This window comes from Bartonella sp. AC62GZZY (assembly GCF_042196525.1).
Lineage (GTDB): Bacteria > Pseudomonadota > Alphaproteobacteria > Rhizobiales > Rhizobiaceae > Bartonella.
Map to the genome: position 1 here is coordinate 37,904 of NZ_JBHIQN010000003.1, position 13,970 is coordinate 51,873.

12 protein-coding genes are annotated in these 13,970 nt (G+C 35.2%); 1 reads left to right on the top strand and 11 read right to left on the bottom strand.

All coding sequences use genetic code 11. The features are described 5' to 3' along the window. Positions 1 to 87: 87 nt before the first annotated feature. Both secG and tpiA read right to left on the bottom strand, forming a co-directional pair. Positions 88 to 540: a preprotein translocase subunit SecG gene (gene secG / locus ACFIML_RS03025; RefSeq protein ID WP_375614953.1), complete on the bottom strand. Its 453-nt coding sequence runs from the start codon at positions 538 to 540 to the stop codon at positions 88 to 90. An 82-nt stretch (positions 541 to 622) separates the two neighbouring features. Beyond that, positions 623 to 1,387, bottom strand: coding sequence for a triose-phosphate isomerase (gene tpiA, locus ACFIML_RS03030; RefSeq protein ID WP_375687340.1), 765 nt, complete (start codon positions 1,385 to 1,387; stop codon positions 623 to 625). Between the two features lie 154 nt (positions 1,388 to 1,541). Here tpiA and ACFIML_RS03035 point away from each other — a divergent pair, with 154 nt between their 5' ends. After that, on the top strand, positions 1,542 to 3,431 hold the full coding sequence (locus tag ACFIML_RS03035; RefSeq protein ID WP_375606260.1) for a peptidyl-prolyl cis-trans isomerase: 1,890 nt from the start codon (positions 1,542 to 1,544) through the stop codon (positions 3,429 to 3,431). 817 nt (positions 3,432 to 4,248) lie between these two features. Here the strand turns inward: ACFIML_RS03035 and ACFIML_RS03040 are convergent. From ACFIML_RS03040 to tatA, 9 genes are all read right to left on the bottom strand, one after another. After that, on the bottom strand, positions 4,249 to 5,109 hold the full coding sequence (locus tag ACFIML_RS03040) for a phytoene/squalene synthase family protein (RefSeq protein ID WP_375610181.1): 861 nt from the start codon (positions 5,107 to 5,109) through the stop codon (positions 4,249 to 4,251). Positions 5,110 to 5,984: 875 nt separating this feature from the next. Next, positions 5,985 to 6,371 (bottom strand): Mth938-like domain-containing protein, encoded by a 387-nt coding sequence (locus ACFIML_RS03045; RefSeq protein ID WP_375606262.1) that lies wholly within the window; start codon positions 6,369 to 6,371, stop codon positions 5,985 to 5,987. Positions 6,372 to 6,833: 462 nt separating this feature from the next. After that, on the bottom strand, positions 6,834 to 7,286 hold the full coding sequence (gene yajC, locus ACFIML_RS03050) for a preprotein translocase subunit YajC (protein WP_375606263.1): 453 nt from the start codon (positions 7,284 to 7,286) through the stop codon (positions 6,834 to 6,836). A 684-nt stretch (positions 7,287 to 7,970) separates the two neighbouring features. Beyond that, positions 7,971 to 9,152 (bottom strand): peptidoglycan DD-metalloendopeptidase family protein, encoded by a 1,182-nt coding sequence (locus ACFIML_RS03055; protein WP_375606264.1) that lies wholly within the window; start codon positions 9,150 to 9,152, stop codon positions 7,971 to 7,973. A gap of 155 nt (positions 9,153 to 9,307) precedes the next feature. Further along, on the bottom strand, positions 9,308 to 9,967 hold the full coding sequence (locus ACFIML_RS03060; protein ID WP_375606265.1) for a protein-L-isoaspartate(D-aspartate) O-methyltransferase: 660 nt from the start codon (positions 9,965 to 9,967) through the stop codon (positions 9,308 to 9,310). Between the two features lie 133 nt (positions 9,968 to 10,100). Next, positions 10,101 to 11,378, bottom strand: a complete 1,278-nt coding sequence (gene serS, locus ACFIML_RS03065) for a serine--tRNA ligase (RefSeq protein ID WP_375610178.1) — start codon at positions 11,376 to 11,378, stop codon at positions 10,101 to 10,103. Between the two features lie 61 nt (positions 11,379 to 11,439). Continuing rightward, positions 11,440 to 12,222 carry a twin-arginine translocase subunit TatC gene (tatC, locus tag ACFIML_RS03070; protein ID WP_375606267.1) on the bottom strand — a complete coding sequence of 261 codons (783 nt, stop codon included), beginning with the start codon at positions 12,220 to 12,222 and terminating at the stop codon, positions 11,440 to 11,442. Then, entirely contained in the window at positions 12,219 to 12,623 is a 405-nt protein-coding gene (locus ACFIML_RS03075) for a twin-arginine translocase subunit TatB (protein ID WP_375610177.1), read from the bottom strand. Before ACFIML_RS03075 ends, tatC begins: the two co-directional genes overlap by 4 nt. 55 nt (positions 12,624 to 12,678) lie before the next feature. Then, positions 12,679 to 12,981, bottom strand: a complete 303-nt coding sequence (gene tatA / locus ACFIML_RS03080) for a twin-arginine translocase TatA/TatE family subunit (protein WP_375614381.1) — start codon at positions 12,979 to 12,981, stop codon at positions 12,679 to 12,681. Positions 12,982 to 13,970 lie beyond the last annotated feature (989 nt).

The following is a 13,970-nucleotide window of genomic DNA, read 5'->3' on the forward strand; positions in this document are numbered from 1 at the left end:
AAAAAATGCAAAAAGAAACAATTTTTCTTCTAAAATAAAAAAGGTGAAAAAATCACCTTTTTAAAAAGTCTATATTTTCTTAAAAAACTATTTTGTACTGTTATCCGGAACTGTATTTTCAAGAACCGGTGGAACTGGGCTTTCTGCTTCAGGATTTGTGGACTGTTTCTGCTCCTGCGGAGAATTCGAAGGACCTCCTAGCTGCTCAAGAATAGAAGGGGAAGACTCACCATCTGATGATGGGACTGATCCTGAGCCTTTATTGGTAGAATTCTGCTCTGAATTAACCGGTATACGCTTTAAAATATCAGAACTAGAATTTGATATATTACTCACCACGGTAAGTCCAATAGACACAACAAAAAAACAACAGGCTAAAATAGCAGTCAAACGTGTTAAAGGGTTTCGAGATCCACGAGTTTTCATCAACCCTGAGCTATTACTCACACCGAGCCCACCACCTTCTGAAGGTTGAATTAATATAATACCAACCAAAGTAATCACAATCAAAAAATGAATAACAATAAGTACTGTTTGCATAAACCCTGCTCTTCAAATAACTCTTTCGTGGTTATTTACACATAAATAACACACAATCCAAGGGGTAACTCAAATTTCTCCGCTATAATTTACGATAAACATCGCAAATAGTTAAAAAATCAGTCGCTTTTAAACTTGCTCCACCTATCAAAGCACCATTAACATGAGCAATGCTTAAAAGCTCAAATGAATTGGAGGGTTTTACTGATCCACCATAAAGAAGGCGCATATTATTCCCTTCATCCCCAAAACGAGAGCACATCTCATCACGAATGAAATGATGCACTTTTGCAATATCTTCTACAGTTGCTGTATTGCCGGTGCCTATCGCCCAAACAGGTTCATAAGCGATAATGATATTCTCTGCTGTTGCATCATCTGGTAAAGATCCCTCAAGCTGCTGTGCGAGAACATCCAGCACTTTATTATTGTTGCGTTCTTCCAATGTTTCACCAATACATACAAGAGCCACAAGCCCTGCTCGCCACGCTGCTTGCACTTTGGCGCAGACAATAGCATCATTTTCCTGATACACTGTACGACGTTCTGAATGCCCGATAATAACATGACTTGCTCCCGCTTCTTTAAGCATAAAAGCTGAAATATCTCCAGTATAAGGGCCATAGTCATCAAAGTGACAATTTTGTCCTCCTAAAAGGAGATTTTCACCATCCAGCGTATCAGAAGCACGCGATAAAAGCGTTGCTGGAACACAAATTAAAGCTTCAAACAAATGACCTAGATCAGAGCTAACGCCTGTAGCAATAGCACGCAACTCTCCAAGCGATTCACTCGTTCCATTCATTTTCCAATTTCCAGCAAGAAAAGGCCGAATATTTGGAGACATATTTTCACCTCAAGAGCTATTATAATATATTATTTATCTGTAAGTACCAAATTATAAAGTGAAAGCAAGTCTTTAAAGCTTGCATCTTTCGTGTCTTTGTTGCAAATTCCGTTACTGCTTTGATAATAACTCATGTTAAAAGTGGAATTAAACAATGCTTGACATCGTAAGAAATGCTGCAAATTCTTGGATTGCCAGAATTTTCCTTGCTATTTTACTCTTATGCTTCATTCTTTTATGGGGGATACCACAGTTACACACCAAAAATGAAAGAGGCCTTATTACTTCTGGAAAATCCACAGTAACTGTCGATGATTATCGTCTCGCTCTTGCCGATCAAAGCGCACGTTTAGCACATGCCGCTCATCTTGGACGAATGTTTACGCCAAATGAAATGCAGCAATACCAAATTCCCGCTTTTGTGTTTAATCAATTACAACAAAATACACTGCTTGATGAACAAGCCCGTAAAATGAAAATAAGTCTTTCAAAAGATACAATAGCGCGTATGATTGGAACTGATAATATGTTCCAAATAAATGGCACTTTTGATAAAAATTTATTTTATAACTATCTTCAGCATTTACGTATCAGTGAAAGTGCTTTTCTTAATTATTACACCAGAAAAGAAAAGCGTAACCAAATTATTTCAGCTTTATTCTCTGATATGAAAGCACCAGATCTCTTCTATAAAGCACTTGCTCTTTATCAAGGAGAAATGCGTATCGCAGATTATCTCATGATTGATCTAAAAGAAAAGGAAATAACAGCTGATCCTGATGACGAAACACTGCAAAAATGGTTTGAAACACATCAAAATGAATTTCGTACTCCAGAATACCGCACTGTCTCTTTATTATCTATGGAACTTAATGATTTCGTAAAACCTAAAGATATCCCAACAGATGAGGCAAAAGCTTATTATACCCAAAATGCTTCACGTTTTGTAACCCCTGAAAAGCGTACATTCGAAGAACTGCGATTCCCCTCACGCGAAGAAGCCGATAATGCAGCAAAAAAAATAGCCGATGGATTGAGTTTTGATGAACTGGTAAAAGCTGAAAAAAAGACTCTTAATGACATACAAAAAGGGCCTCTCGCAGAAAATGAACTTCCTAGCCATCTAGCATCCGAAATTTTTGAACTCCAACAAGGGCAAGTCAGTGCTGTAATCAATGACTTACAGGGACCTGTTATCATTCGCATCATACATATTGAACCCTCAAGCTCTCTTCCTTTTGAAAGTGTAGAAGAAAATATTCGCCAAATACTTGCCAAAAATCGTGCTACGGATGATATTCGTAATAATTATGTAGCTATTGAAAATGCTCGTTTTGAGGGTGCTTCTCTCAAAGAGTTAGCTGACCAATACAAGTTATCTTTGCGCACAATTACCATTGATAAAACGGGGAAAACGCTTGAAGGTGCAATACTCACGGATTTACCTCAAAAAGATATTTTACTGAATGCCATCTATCAATCAAACGAAGGTGTCGATCTTGATCCTCTCTCTTTTCAAAATGGTGGGTATCTCTGGTATAAGGTCGATAAAATTATTCCTGCCCGCGATAAGACACTTGAAGAAGCTAAGCTAGATGTTCTTTCTCAATGGAAAAATGAGGAAATCCAACGTCTTCTTGATGAAAAAGCCCAAAATGCTCTCAAACAGCTCACGGAAGGAAAAAGTCTTGTTGCTCTTGCTCATACCCTTGGTGTTACAAAACAAACAACACCAGCCCTCCGGCGTCAAGATTCATCTGAAGTCCTTGGTGTTGAAGGTGTTAAAGCCTTGTTTTCTGGTCCCAAAGGTCATTATGGTGTCATAAAAGGACCGGTTGCAACAAACCGTATCATTTATCAAATAAAGACTGTAACAATGCCTAAAGATATCACGTCTCATACTCTTTCAACTGAGGTCCGCGCCAATATAGATATGATGATAAGAGAAGATCTTAAGCTAGAAATGCTCCAAGTTGCCAATAAAGAACATCCTTTGGAAATTAATAGCACAAATTATAATCAGATCTTTAACGCTCTCCAATAAAAAGATTGTGCATAATTTAAAGGGCTTATTTGATAAAGTGTCTATCGCTCTTCGTCTATAGTTTAAGAGGTAAGACAGGTTTCTTGTCTGCATATCTTAGTATCAGCGTTTTTATAATGATTCATTTTCTCGCAAAACAGTGCATGTATGGATTTGCGAGAAAATAGTCAATGGAATGTAGAATCGTTTTTGCAATGCATTAAAAAACATTATCCATCCAAAGGTTGTCGCCCATTAAGCTATAAATGTCATCCCTATCGTCATTCATTCATAGCTCATATTGCTACTCTTAATATTCATTCATAGGGAGCGTATTGCTTCTTCCTTAAATGATTTCATTTACACACCCAACTTATAATAGATAAAAAAACTATTTTTAAAATTCATTATAAAAATGGAGAAATCTTGTTCTATTCAAGACTCTCATTCAATATGAGAAAAAACGAATTATCATTATAAATCAATATATTCATAAATCATAACAGTCATCAATTATGATGTTATAATTTCTCAAAAATAAGAGTTTTTTATAGACTTATAGACTGCTAAGATAACTTGTCTCATAAAATAGAAATTTTATTTCATGTTTTTCTTTCTCTGCATCTCACCTATCCAATACACTGAATAAAACATACTACTGATTAAAAAATATACCGTATTTTCAAGATCACAAAATTTCTTATTCTTTTGTGTTCATAACAACCAAAACATCAACATTTTTTATAACAAAAAAATGGTTTGGAATCACAATAGCTCCTTTATCTTCATATGAGAAAATCAGTCTACATGTCACGCATTCCAACATAGTAATATTCTTTTATAATATCTTTGGAAAATTGCCGCTTATTGCTGCCCTTGTTATCAACCAATAGCGATACATCAATGGCAAAGTTGCGCTCTCTTGAAAAATTGCCGCCCCCAGCTGTATAGCTTTTTGAAGAGAAGCCGGTACAATGACCAATGGAAGAAAAGCTGGCTTAAGAACTCTCGGTAAAGTACAAGAATACTCGTAAAATCGGTTATAATGATCGCGCGATAATGCTACCATAGCTTCAACAATACAATTCTTTTGTTGATCACTGAGACGATGAGATTCCAAATCTTCCCTATTCACTCCTACAGCTTTTAATATATCAGTGGGTAAATAATATTGATATCGTGATTGCATGAATGATAAAAGACGCAATACACCGCTTAATCCTTGAGAAATCCCTCCGTGTTCATAGATATCTGTAAACTCTTGTGCAGTTTCAGGATCTAATATCTGACAAGAAAGCTGTAAAATTATGCCTGCTGTCTCACTACAATAATGCTCTAGATCATGAAGTGTTTCTATTGGATTGTGATAAAGATCTAAAATTTGCGCATCACAATAACGTAAAAAAGCTGTCTTAGGTAAATTAAAAAGAGTCATTGCTTTTAATAAATCATTCAAAATCGGATTGTTTCCACTCGTTTGCATTTCACCATGAGCAATAGCGTCATACCACCAACGTAACCGTATTTCTCCTATAAGTGGATCATGTACACTTTCGCGGATACGAGAAACTTCAGCATTAAATACATAAAGAGCAGCCAATGCTTGGCGCTTTTTTTTAGGCGCAAATAAAACCGATATATAGCGATCACGATCTATGGTACGTAAAATATCAAGACAATAAGGAAGAGAGCCTATCATTCTATGAACCTATTAACGTCCCTTTTTTAGCAATTAAATTAATACCCTCTTTTTATTCATATTAAAAAATGAAAGATAGGCAAATACAGTTCAGAAAATAAGATTTTTAAATGCGTCTCTTAACTGTATTATGAATTAAAATTTCTTTTCTAGTCCCTTTTCGTTTTAGAAAGAAAAAATTAAATAAATAATTTTTCTGATAAAACTTATCTTATCGGACTTCAAGTTTTCATTTGCAGTAAAAAAGCTAAAAACCAATCGTAACATGCATAGTAAAACTTGAACAACAAACAACGCAAAACACTTTTTCAGTGGATAGATGACAATGTTATTTTATAAAAAATGCACTGATCACAAAAACTTCATCAAATCATTGACCTCCTCCCCACTCTAAAAGACAAAGGTTCTTACCAACACCAATTTGTAAAAAATCCAATTGCTCTCGGTGCGTTTCTGTTACTATAAATGCATTGATTTATAATGACAATTTTGTGTTTTGTATGTTAAATTAGAATCCCAAATATCGTAGATATGCTTTCATTTCAAACCAATTTCATGTTACATCAATAAAAACTATTCCCTTGCACGTCACAAGCGGAACTGGCTTGTAGGCAAAAACTGTATAAGAAAGAATTAAAATGCCTCTTATGAACTGTCTCAAGTGCCAAGAGCTGATCACTCATGTGATTCATTAGGAACTACGAGCAAACTTTGTCCTGAATACTTGCTGCTGTATTTAAAAACACTTAATGTGTTAAGTTATGTACATTCTATACCCTTATATCACCGCCTTAAACGACAGTATTTTACAGCGCAGGAAATAATTACACAAGTCTTTCATGCTAGACCAGAGCCTTTTTTTATTAAACAATACTCTATTCTACCGCAAATAATAACGCCGCAACAGCGCGATCTTCAGCCAATAAAACATTAAATGTACGGACCGCCGCTCCCGTACTCATTGTATCTGATGAAATACGTTTTTCCCATAAAAGCACCCGTAACTCTTCAGGTAATCGTAATAATTCAATTCCAGTACCTATTAATAAAACTTCGATTTCAGAAGCTTCTTCTAAAATACGAGATATATCCCCTTGAGTGGGAACAGGCCCTGCCATCTCAATGCCATAAATGCCTGATGGTACACAAATAATAGAACCTCTATGAGACATATCAGCAAAACGAAACCCACCATTTCCATAAGCATCAATAGGTGCGCGACTTGGAAAATGTGCTTCACGAATTTGAATTGCATCGAACATGAATATGCACCTTTTATTTTTGAATAATCCAATTGTCTTTGCTACTTCTCACCATAAAAATTAAAGTAAGGATGATATAAACATTGATATGTTAAACATAGCCTAGTATTGAAGTGAAAATTTTTATATAATACCCTAATCTTATCATACAACAAATATATGAAAATTTGGGAATAAACCGCAGTAAAATGCTATACTTGCTTAAATAAATCTATTTTTTAAAAAGTTTCCTCAGCTTATTTACTCACAAATCTCTTTTTATAAAAACAATGATCTTGTTAAAAAAACAGAAAAAAATTGCGTAATATTCTATAAATAAAACAACTATTTTAATAATCTAAAGAAAACAAAAACTCCATTTTCTGTAGCCACTATAAAAGCCCATTTTTCAATGAAATTGTCTTGATCTTGCCAAGCTTTTTATAAAAATGCTTAAAAAATGTAATAAACTGCCATTACACCTTAAGATGCATTTTCCTTTGATATAGCTTTTTTCTCTTTAGAGATACTCATATCTTCTTTCGTTGCCGTTTTAGATTTAGACTTTTGTGGTCTTTTTGCTTTAGCATTAAGTTTTGATTTTTTTTCTGCAATCGGCTCACCTTTAATGCGCACATCAGCTAATGTTGAGCGAATAACACGAATATTCATACTCTCACCAATTTCAACCTCTAATTCATCACTCTCGTCGTGAACCTTCGTAACCTTGCCGATAATACCACCACCCGTTATAACTGTATCACCACGACGTACTGCATTAAGCATTTCTTGGCGTTTTTTCATTTGGGCACGCTGTGGACGAACGATAAAAAAATACATAATTGCAAAAATTAAAATGAATGGGACAGCGCTAGCAAATGAAATTCCACCGGAAACATCGCCTGCAATTTGAGCATAAGCGTTCGTAATAAACATTTTTATCTCCTATAGTTAAACCTCAGTTATTTCCCACTCTATTAAAATGAAATTCCGATACAGAAAAAATTCCTAAAGAATTTATCATAAAAAGCAATAACTACATAATCTAATCACAGCTTTACAAAAATACAATAAATCCTTAAGAGGCAGAATACCAAAATACAATGAGAAAAATCTTAAAAAATAGATTCACTTTCCCCTATTGTATATCCTACAATACAAATCTTTTCACTAACTCAATAAATTATACGAGATAATTTTTCTAATGAACAAACTTAATTTATATAGATAATTTATCGTTTTTGATATCAAATGACAGATCTAAATACAATAAAACGCTCTCATTTCAAACTTTCTGAATTAATCAAAACGATTTTCTTGCACGTCACACATATGAAATGAGCCTGTAGATAAAAACTTTTTAAGAAAGGCGTGAAATATTTTTTTCATGCTTCTCTCAAATGCAAGAGAAATTGGAACACTCAAAGCTGACAAATAGTATGATACTATTGTCTTACACTTTCATAAATACAAAGATGGTAATACCTAACGACCCCAACGAACTACTTTCCTGAAACCAATGATTTTTTGCTGCAATGTTATTGATTTAAGAAAATCAATTATTTTTCATGAATTTTCTATAAACTGTAAGACTATTCAAATGTAAAAGTCATCAATAAATTAGTTTTCTAAATATTTAAGGGGATCAACAGGTAATGAATTCTTACGCATCTCAAAATAGACACGTGGCGTTTTAACATTTCCTGAAACACCAGATTTAGCAATCTCATCACCGCGCCTTATCCTTTGTCCTTTGTTAACAACAAGCTTACTATTACATCCATAAATAGTGATAATATCATTTTCATGTCGAATCATCACAACATTACCAAGCTCTTTTAGTCCATCTCCCGCATAAATAACCACACCATTTTCTGCCGCCTTTACCGAAGACCCTTCAGGCACTGCAATATCTATTCCTCGATTCATTACTGTTCCCTTTTTTTGACCGAACTGGCTTAATAAACGCCCTCGTACTGGCCAACGCATCTTAGAAATTCCTGTGGCTTGCGGAGTCATCATATTATCTGTATTCGTAACAGTACTTGACAAACCAGTCTCATGTTTCAATTGCATCATCTGTCTAGAAATTTTTTTCTCAGAACTTGATTTGTTCATCTTTGCAGAGAGTGGCGTTGTTACAGGAGCTTTATATATAGGAGAGGACTTCTTGTTTTTTATAGAGGACATCACTTGAGATTGGGATGCAGATTCTGTTGTTGACACTGCCCAATCGTTATTATTGTGTGCATTTGAAGCTGCTAATGTACGCCTGCTTGGAACAACAAGGACCTGACCGATATAAATGGAATTGCCGTTTATACCATTTGCTAATTTTAATGCCTCAACACTAACCCCTACTTGTCGTGCAATACTGAGCAGTGTATCTCCACTCTGAACAATATAAGAATTCCGCCGAAAAATAGGAGATTTATCCATTTCTGAACGAGAAAGTGTTCCAAGATTACGTGGAGGGGCGCCCATAACGCGACCATCAGAAGAAGTTATCCTACCTTGATGTGGAAAATTATAGGGGGAATTATCATCTCCCCACGAATCATCGCTTGATTCCACAGGTGGCAATTCAGTGCTTTGTATCATACCACTACCGTATGATAGCATTCGCGGATCTGTATACATAGTACTTGATATATTTGATTGAGATGATACCGTACGATGAGAGAACGTATCGGAAAAACGCTGTGTACCAGAACTACAACCAGCAACAATAGTTACCACCGCTAACAAAGTTATTCTCTGAAAATTATGCTGGAAAATATTATCCAAAGCTTTTAGACACATCGTTTTGCTCACTCATCAATAATCAACTCACTCCATTAAAGCTTTTTTAAATTACCGAAGAGTTAAAATGAGATGTTTTATTCATAAATATCTTTATATAAGATCAAAATGAATTTAACGTAGGCAATTTGCAGAAATTTCTTAGCTTTTAAAAATTAAAGTATCTCTGCAATGCCTTTAATAAAAGGTTGGTAACGCACTTGGAACAGTTCTAAACACTCAAATCGACTACCGATTTTTGTATAGCGCGTCACCGTTTGTACCCCTTCGTCAGGTCCTATCGCCTGAATGAGAATTCCATTTTCAGCTAAAAGTTCTAAAAATTCCTTGGGTTCATCAAAACGTGATGGCCAAATAAGAATGCGATCAAATGATCCTAAGCCTGTCACACTATGACTTCCATCAATTTGCCGTATAACAATATTTTCAATTCCTAAAGTTTGAAATTTTTGTCGTGCTAAATCAACAAGCGTTTTATAACGATCAATCGTTGTCACACGGTCACTCAGACATGCTATAAGAGCAGTACAAAAACCAGATCCTGTACCAATTTCTAAGACACGATGCCTTTTTTTCAACGATAATGCCGAAAGAATTAAGAGTTGTTCTTCCAAACGTTCCATATATTCACCACACTCAAGGGGAATAACTTTATTATCATAAGCACTATTGAACCAAGGAGCAGCAACAAACTGTTGACGCGGAATTTTCTCTAATGCAGAAAAAAATCGCACGTCATCAATGCCTTTGCTACGCATTTTCAGTACAAGAGCGGCTAACTCCTCACGAAATTGTAAAATACCCTTTTGCCCCATAGTATCATTCAATCTCCAATGAAGGTGCACTTTTATCATACTGACAAACTGCTTCTTTTAAAATGGCAAAAACTTGCGCCTGTGTATCATCACCTCTTGGCAATAAACGCATATTGTCTCTCCTTTCGTAAAATTAAGCAGTAATACAGCGCATGCCTCCCATATAAGGTTGTAAAACATCTGGAATAATAATTGATCCATCAGCCTGTTGATAATTTTCAAGTACGGCAATAAGACAACGTCCAACAGCCGTACCAGAACCATTAAGGCTATGAACAAAATGCAATTTTTTATCGCCGTCTTTACGATAGCGCGCATTCATACGACGACCTTGAAAATCTCCACAAACTGAACAGCTAGAAATTTCACGATAACATTCTTGACCAGGAAGCCAAACCTCGATGTCATAGGTTTTACGCGCTGCAAACCCCATATCACCCGTAGAAAGAACCACTGTGCGAAAAGGCAAATCAAGCCGTTTTAATATATCTTCTGCACATTCAGTCATACGTTCCAATTCAATTAAAGACTGCTCTTCACTGGTAATCGAGACCATTTCAACTTTCCAAAATTGATGCTGACGCAACATACCGCGCGTATCACGACCGGCTGCTCCAGCCTCTGAACGAAAACAAGGAGATAAAGAAGAAAATCGCAGTGGTAAATCTGATATTTCAAGAATTTCATCGTTAACCAAATTAGTTAATGGTACTTCTGCAGTAGAAATAAGCCATCGACCATCTGTTGTCTGAAAAAGATCCTCTGCAAACTTCGGCAATTGTGCTGCTCCGTAAACAATCTCATCACGAACAAGAAGAGGTACTGAGACTTCTGTATAACCATGCTCATTCACATGCACATCAAGCATAAATTGTCCTAATGCTCGTTCTAGCCGTGCTAACGCCCCTGAAAGCACTGTAAAACGTGTTCCAGACAAACGACTAGCTCGCTCAAAGTTCATTTGTTTGAGATCTTGACCAAGATCAAAATGTTCCTTTGGTGTAAAATTAAATGTTGGAGGTGTACCAAAATGTCGAATGACGACATTATCACTTTCATCTTTACCTTCTGGAACATCATCTAATGGAATATTTGGAAGTGCTGAAAGAAGTTTCTCAAGACTCTCCGTCAGTTGCTTTTCTTCCACTGTTGCAGAGGAAAGAAAAGCTTTAATCTCTTCAACTTCAGCTCTAAGACGTTCAGCCATTTGCTGATCAGATACAGCCAAAGCCTGTCCTATTTCCTTTGAAACAGCATTGCGACGTTCCTGCGCCAATTGCACCTTAGCAATATGCGACCGACGTGCAAGATCAAGTTGTATTAACCTTTTAGCTTGTGGCTCAAGACCTCTACTTACGAGTGCTTTATCTAATTTCTCAGGATTGTCACGAATCCACTTAATATCAAGCATAAAAATTCCTCATTTATATTGTTTTTATTCATTCCTTATCGCATAAGATTATACACTTTTCTTAAGCGGATTTTCTTCTCTTTTCTATACTGTAAGCAATTAAAATTGAAATCTCGTAAAGTGCTATCGTTGGTAAAGCCACTGCAAACATCGTAAAAAAATCCGACGGCGTTATGATTGCCGCAATGATAAAAGAGAGCAAAATAGCCCATTTTCGTTTAGACGCCAAATCATGAGATGTTAAAAATCCAATTTTTGTTAAAAGACTGATGACAAGAGGTAATTGAAAAATCAAACCAAAAATTAGGATAAATGATGTCATAAAGCCCAAATAATCAGAAATACGCACTATAAACTCTATTTTTAAATGAACATCTGGAAGAAATTGTTGAGAAAGGCTAAACCATAGTATTATTGGCGCGAATAGACCATAAACAAACGCTCCTCCAATACAAAATAAAATAGGCCCCCCAATGAGAAATGGTAAAAAAGCCATCCGCTCATTTTTATAAAGCCCTGGTGCAATAAAACTATAAAACTGAAAAGCCGTATAGGGAAAAGATAAAATAATTCCCCCAAAAGCAGAAAGCTTCATCTTCGTTAAAAAAGTTTCCCATACTTGCGTTGATTGTAAACGAATTCCCTCAGGATTACCCCCTGCTATTTTCATTGCCCACTGATATGGCCATAGTAAAAAATTTAAGATATAATCTTTAACAAGAAAACACATCATAAAAGCGATCATAAATGCAACCAAGGCAGCAATAATTCGCTGACGAAGTTCAATTAAATGTTCTAAAAGTGGTGCCATATGGGCATCAACTTCATCTTTCTTAACATTCATGACATATCTTCTTTATCTTTAGAAGCGATAGATACTGTCGTATCTTTATTGGTTACGTTTTGATCGCATTCCAAAATTTCTTTATCTTTTTTTGATTTATAGTGTGTTTCCTTAACATCCCAATTATCGTGGATATCCTCTAATATATTTTGAGTGGGATCAAAAGTTTCTGCCAACTTCTTACTTGAATCGCTAATATCCGAACATACTTTTTGCAAATCATCGCGCTCGATTTGTTTTATTAAATTATCAAACTGATGACGAAGTTCATTTGCTGTTGAATACACATACGCTCTTATCTTTGCTACTGTCTTTAATATTTTAGGTAAGTCTTTTGGTCCAACGACAATGATGAGAACAAGTAAGATTACGATAAACTCTGGTCCGTCAATCCCAAACATCTCTTAATTCGACTTTCTCATCAAAAAATATTGCACAATGATGATTGCGTTTTTGTTACTGTTTTTTAGCAACAGATGTTTTGCGTTTTTTAGAAGCAGAAGAAACCTTTCTGCGCACTGTTGCATGTTTTACCGATAACGGCTGAGATTGTTGAGATTCTACATCAATCATTTGGGAAGTAGGAGCCATTTTAACTTTATCCTCAATGCTATCATCTTCTTCCTTCATATTTTTTTTGAAGGCTTTAATTCCTTTAGCAACATCGCCCATTAATTCAGAAATTTTACCGCGACCGAAAAGCACAAAGATAATCAATAAAATTATAATTAAATGCGTTGGTGAAAAAATATTACCCATTATTCTCTCTAACTTTATGCTTTTAAATTTGATTTCATTTATTCATGCTTCCTCTGAAGAATGTATCAAATATAATATCTTACTTATATATTTTCTTCTTAACTTAAAAGCAATTACACGCTTTTATTGCAAAAAGAGCTTTTTATCCTCTTATCGCTTTTTAGCGTACTATAACACAAACCATTCAACAATGATAAACCGCTTCATACAAAATTCAAAACACTTAAAAACTTTTCTAAAATAACTTCATCTGATCTCTTAGGTTACTCATCTTCCTGTAAAGACTATAGCCAACGTCTTTCCTTTTAAACAATGTTGTACGTATCATTACAAATATTTCCGCCAAATTATCCGTTACTGATAAAAATCATAATGCTGTAAAACATTTTACGTATTCAATTAAAAAAATCAGAAAGAAAAATCTCTAAAAAACTTTCTTAACACATCATCAGTCTCTTCAAAAACGATCATCTTACGCACAACATTTATTCTTTGCGTTGGGGTGGGAATTTTATCATCCATTATTCCATACACAATACGAAATATGAGCCATCATCGTATTCAATTAAATATCTGTCGTGTAAATAAAAACTATTAGCGGAAAGAGTAAAAATGTACTTTATGAACCAACGCAAGTGCCAAGAGGTATGGCAATACTGCTAAAAAATAAAAAAGGTACCAGCTTGTGCCTTTATTCAGTAAAATACCTCCATATAACCAGCTCTCTAAGCCACGGCATGCTCTAACTATTACAAGTCTCTGGATTCTGGGCATGCGTTCTCATAATATCATGTGTTTAACCTATCTCAGTATTGAAACCAGAATGGGCATTAATAGAAAATTACATTCAATCAAAAGCATGGCATCGAAGCATAATCCATGTAAAAAGAATTTCTTATCCTAGCCTTTTTTATAAGATTACCTTATAAAGCCGCTCGATAATACAGTGTTAGAGATAGATAAACCTATTTGCTTTAGTTTAAAATTCC

What these genes read in the sequence shown, in the direction of transcription:
- secG (WP_375614953.1), bottom strand. Translation starts at nt 540, where the DNA reads ATGCAAACAGTACTTATTGTTATTCATTTTTTGATTGTGATTACTTTG.
- tpiA (WP_375687340.1), bottom strand. Translation starts at nt 1,387, where the DNA reads ATGTCTCCAAATATTCGGCCTTTTCTTGCTGGAAATTGGAAAATGAAT.
- ACFIML_RS03035 (WP_375606260.1), top strand. Translation starts at nt 1,542, where the DNA reads ATGCTTGACATCGTAAGAAATGCTGCAAATTCTTGGATTGCCAGAATT.
- ACFIML_RS03040 (WP_375610181.1), bottom strand. Translation starts at nt 5,109, where the DNA reads ATGATAGGCTCTCTTCCTTATTGTCTTGATATTTTACGTACCATAGAT.
- ACFIML_RS03045 (WP_375606262.1), bottom strand. Translation starts at nt 6,371, where the DNA reads ATGTTCGATGCAATTCAAATTCGTGAAGCACATTTTCCAAGTCGCGCA.
- yajC (WP_375606263.1), bottom strand. Translation starts at nt 7,286, where the DNA reads ATGTTTATTACGAACGCTTATGCTCAAATTGCAGGCGATGTTTCCGGT.
- ACFIML_RS03055 (WP_375606264.1), bottom strand. Translation starts at nt 9,152, where the DNA reads ATGTGTCTAAAAGCTTTGGATAATATTTTCCAGCATAATTTTCAGAGA.
- ACFIML_RS03060 (WP_375606265.1), bottom strand. Translation starts at nt 9,967, where the DNA reads ATGGGGCAAAAGGGTATTTTACAATTTCGTGAGGAGTTAGCCGCTCTT.
- serS (WP_375610178.1), bottom strand. Translation starts at nt 11,378, where the DNA reads ATGCTTGATATTAAGTGGATTCGTGACAATCCTGAGAAATTAGATAAA.
- tatC (WP_375606267.1), bottom strand. Translation starts at nt 12,222, where the DNA reads ATGAATGTTAAGAAAGATGAAGTTGATGCCCATATGGCACCACTTTTA.
- ACFIML_RS03075 (WP_375610177.1), bottom strand. Translation starts at nt 12,623, where the DNA reads ATGTTTGGGATTGACGGACCAGAGTTTATCGTAATCTTACTTGTTCTC.
- tatA (WP_375614381.1), bottom strand. Translation starts at nt 12,981, where the DNA reads ATGGGTAATATTTTTTCACCAACGCATTTAATTATAATTTTATTGATT.